Below are 4,639 nucleotides of genomic sequence, written 5' to 3'. Positions count from 1 at the left end.
AATCGCCTGACGAGATTTGTTGCGTTAAACTCAATGATAAAAGCGCTTCAACGTGCATTTCCTTGAGAGAAAATTGATGAGTTTTTCTTTTTTCAGGGACGACTAAATACTTACTGGGTGATTACAGGTAGAGTTTCTACTTATAACTACGGTTTAAATTCAGATGGCTCTACAACGTTATTGTCACAAAAGGTCAGTACGGTTGGTCACACCGGAAATGGTACTAATATTCTTGATGGTGATTATGATGATTATGGCAACGTATTAAAGCGAAGAGTGATAACAACAACAGGGTTTGGTGACGATCAGTTTGGTTCTTTAACCCAATTAATAACCGATGTCTATGATTATTCTGAAGTTGATGAAGTGTCTTGGTGGGTAAAACCGAAATCACATTCGGTTACTTCGTCTGGAAAAACAAGTGCAGTTATGCCCCCTCTACCTGCTGGAACCATTCCTACTGATCTCAGCGGAGAGCGAAAGGTTACAAAATACTTTTTAGACTGGAGTAATAATCGAGATTTAGTAAAGGAAAAGACTAGCTGGTCTTCTAGTGATGGTAATGGTTCGCTGACTGTTGAGTATACTTATAATAGTTATGGATTACCGACTAAAGTTGTAACCAACCCACCAGCGTCTGAAACTGAAGAAGATAATTCTCGGCAGGTGACAACCACCTATACTAAAGATGGTGAATTGGAAGCGGCCGATGGCTATTTTGTATATCAGGTCACGAATCATCTTGGGCACAAGGTAACTACAAATGTCGCTCCAGAGTTTGGTATACCAACTAAAGTTGTTGATACCAATAATAATAAAACGGTGACCGAAATTGATGAGTTAGGTCGAGTAGTGTCTGTTCAGTCTGATCTGGCTCCTAAAATTTATACGCGTTATGCTGAGTGTAATGCTTGTGCCAATGAAAATGTAAAATTTTCGGTGAGTACTTATCAAGCGGGAGCGCCAGTTGTAACGGAATATAAAGACATTTTAGGACGAACTTGGGCTACGGCTAGTACGGCATTTGATAGTAGCGAACTGGTGGTTCAAAAAGTTGAATATAACCGTTTAGGTCAAGTGCTATTTGAATCGGTACCTCGCACCTTAAACTCTGTTGATGTTGATATTGCAGAAGGAACTCACTTTAACAAATATGATATTTTAGGACGTTTGACAGAAAAGCTTATTGACAACACTTTGACTGGTTTAACCGTTAAATATAGTTTTTCGGGTTATAAAACTAACATTACAACTAATGATTTTACTATGTCGCGTACCTATAATGGTATTGGTCAATTAATGCAAACTACGGATGCCGACGAAGGTGTTACTCGATATGCTTATGATGCTTTAGGGAACCCAATTGTTTTACTCGATGCAAATTTAAATCCAATTACTGCGAAGTATAATGCGAGAGGACAAAAGCTCTGGGTGAATGATCCTAATATGGGATTAAAACAGTTTGATTACACAATCTTTGGTGAGGTTTCCAAAGAGCTCGATGCCAACGCTGACACCATTGAGTATTTTTATGATGCGTTAGGGCGACTGAAAACCCGAAAAATTAATAATGCTGTTGAAGCGCAGTTTACTTATGATGACTGCATCAATGGTGTTGGTATGCTCTGCCAATCTGTCGGACTGTTAAACGAGACAATGACTAAATCGATCAAGTATGATCAGACTTCTCGTCCGTTTCGCACTGTGACCGAAATAGGTGGCGAAAAGTTTATTACCACAACTCGGTATGACACAAATTATGGGCGTCCCAAAAGTTTAACTTATCCTAAAACTCGATTAACGCTAGCATTTGAATATACTGCTAATGGTTATCAATCAGTGATTAAAAATGCGGCAAATAGTCATATTTATAAAAAAATCACTGAAGTTGATGCCAGAGGGCATATGCTGTCCGCTGATTTAAATAATCAACTGATGAGTGTTTCGGCCAACTATGATGTATCAACTGGACAAATGTTGAGTACAGGTGCGGTGACTGCGACTGCTTTTCAGCGCCACTTTATCAGTTATACTTATGATAATTATGATAATTTGCATACTCAACATACAGAGTGGTTAGATGCCAACAATGTCAATCAATCTGCTGACGAAACTTATTATTATGATAAGTTACATCGCTTGGATTATACGCAACTAAGTGGTGGTAACCTAGTCAACTATGAATATGATAGTGTCGGTAATATTACTTCAAAATCTGATTTTGCTTCTGAATATAACTACGGTAGTATTAATCGAGACGTTTCGAATGGATTTGCTGGGCCTAATGCCGTAAGGGGGCTTTTGGGCCATTCTGGTAATTATTCTTATGATTTAAATGGTAATTTATTATCTGGTGGTGGTAAGGAGCTTACTTACAATGCCTTTAATAAACCAACCTCAATTAAGAAAAATAATATCACCAGTCAGTTTTATTATGGCCCTGATTTAATGCGTTATAAGCAGGTTAAGTCGGGGGCTGGTATTTCTCAAGAAACCACAATTTATATCGATAAATTGTTTGAGCAAATTTCTCAAGATGGTGTTGTTAAGTATAAAAACTATATTGATGATATCGCTGTATTTACTCGTACTGAATCGGGTGGTGCGGTTTCTGATAATGTTGATTATTTGCACCGTGATCGTTTGGGTTCGGTGGTTACGGTTACTGATAGTGATGGCAAAGTTATCGACAACAAAAGTTTTGATGCGTTTGGTAAGCCGCGTAAGATTTCAATGGAGCAAATTTTACCTGCTACGTTAACTGGTGTATTGAGTGAATCTAATATTATTGGTGGGCGATTAGCAACTACTCGGGGCTTTACCGATCATGAGCATTTGGATGATGCGGAGTTGNCTGGTGTATTGAGTGAATCTAATATTATTGGTGGGCGATTAGCAACTACTCGGGGCTTTACCGATCATGAGCATTTGGATGATGCGGAGTTGATTCATATGAATGGACGGGTTTATGATTATAACCTTGGTCGGTTTTTGAGTGTTGATCCGGTCATTCAAGACCCTGGGAATAGTCAGTCGATGAATCCTTATAGTTACATCATGAATAATCCTTTGTCTGGGACTGATCCGAGTGGGTATGAGAGTGAGAAAATTGAGAAAACTGTTAAGGTGGTGTCCTCCAGTGCTCATTCTCGTATTCAAAGAAAGAGCACTGTTTCTGTGGTCGGAGATAAAAGTAATGGGACTGTCAAAGTGACAGGCAAGAACGGTGCTCACGTTAAGCAGGTAGCGAATAAAATTAAAAATGAAGTTAGTGGTTTTGACGGGGGAGGTGCTGATATTGGCGGTCAACAGAGTGTGGCTCAGCAAGGAAATGGCAATAATGTAGTTGGTAGTAGCCCCAGTCAAGAGAGTGATTCAAATAGTAAGTTAGGTCCGTCGATTAAAATAGCTGATAATTGTAGTGCTTCCTGTGAATTTAAAAATCTTATGGATGCTCAAAGAAAGCTTGATCTCGAACATAATGAAAAATATAAAAACAATCCTTTCGATCCTCTGGATTATTCAGGTGAAGATAACGCAGAGTCTAAAAAACAAAATATAAGAAATCCAGATTCAGGGTCTAGTAAGTTGAAATTAGAAATCAAATTAGCCAAATTTTTGGAAGCAGTAATATCGTCCGAAGGTGTTGACTATAAGGGAATTCTAAAATCTGGAGGTATGGAAGTAAAGTTTGGCAAGGATGGTGAAGCCTACATTAAATATGGAGGAAAAAGCTTTGGCATGAATGAACTTGGCGCAACAGGATTCGGATTGGACGCATTAAAAGTCATGAGTTTTAAACTTAAAATGACGGATTCAGGCAAACTTGAGTGGGGTGCTAAAGTTAAGTTTTTCAATGGAAAAGTCTCTGCTGGTCTGAGTGGCGAATTTGACTTTGACCCTGTGGGAGCTGCAAGAGATGGTATGGTGGGAAGAGCCTTGCAAAAACATTGGGATCAAATACCCTAATGTATGTTCGAAATTATACTTTAAAAATTGCATTGGCATTTAGATATTGTGGAGTTTTGCTATGAGTAAATGGATAAAAACACTATTTGTTTTAATGATATGTTATTGCAGTTTTTATGCGCATTTTGCAGTCGCGAAAGTGTATTTTAGTTACTTGACGATTGAGAAAAATATTTCGTATAAAGACTGTATCGACATTTCTAAGCAAGCAAGAGAGAAATTATTCAAAGATGATTTCGGGGAGTTTGTAGATGAAAATTCTTATACTTACTCTGATAAAGCTGTGATCATAAATGTAATGTGTTTTGAAAAGAAAAAACTAGTTTTCGTGAGTGTTTCGACTCAAGACACAGATCCATTAGATTACCTAAACGTGTTTGAGACGCAATTTACAAATTCCACTAACCGGGAGAAAGGGAATAACGGGTCGGGTCGCGTTATTAATAATTAACGAAAAAAATTGATTTCTGATTGATTAAACGCGGTAAGTTGGGTAACTGTAGGTTGCGGTTGAGCTTGCGAAACCCAACAAGAAATGTTGAATCAAAAAAGAAATTGCTTGTAATTGCTCAAAAAGCAGGGGCATTATGTAAGCAATCGATCACAAGAAAATCAGAAAAAGATCAATTTAATTGGCGAAAATCGATCACATTTAAAAGATTCAGTTAAT

Annotated in this window: 2 protein-coding genes; both read left to right on the top strand. The window is 37.9% G+C overall.

Features of this window, described 5'->3' with window-relative positions; genetic code table 11:
- The first annotated feature begins 429 nt into the window (after positions 1 to 429).
- Positions 430 to 3,969 carry an RHS repeat domain-containing protein gene (locus ABVT42_RS21625; RefSeq protein ID WP_465251087.1) on the top strand — a complete coding sequence of 1,180 codons (3,540 nt, stop codon included), beginning with the start codon at positions 430 to 432 and terminating at the stop codon, positions 3,967 to 3,969.
- A 61-nt stretch (positions 3,970 to 4,030) separates the two neighbouring features.
- Positions 4,031 to 4,420 carry a hypothetical protein gene (locus ABVT42_RS21620; RefSeq protein WP_353898000.1) on the top strand — a complete coding sequence of 130 codons (390 nt, stop codon included), beginning with the start codon at positions 4,031 to 4,033 and terminating at the stop codon, positions 4,418 to 4,420.
- Positions 4,421 to 4,639 lie beyond the last annotated feature (219 nt).

This window comes from Aliikangiella maris (genome assembly GCF_040719265.1).
Classification (GTDB): Bacteria; Pseudomonadota; Gammaproteobacteria; order Enterobacterales; family Kangiellaceae; genus Aliikangiella; species Aliikangiella maris.
The sequence above is the reverse complement of the archived record's forward strand: the minus strand, read 5'-3'. Positions and strand labels throughout refer to the sequence as shown.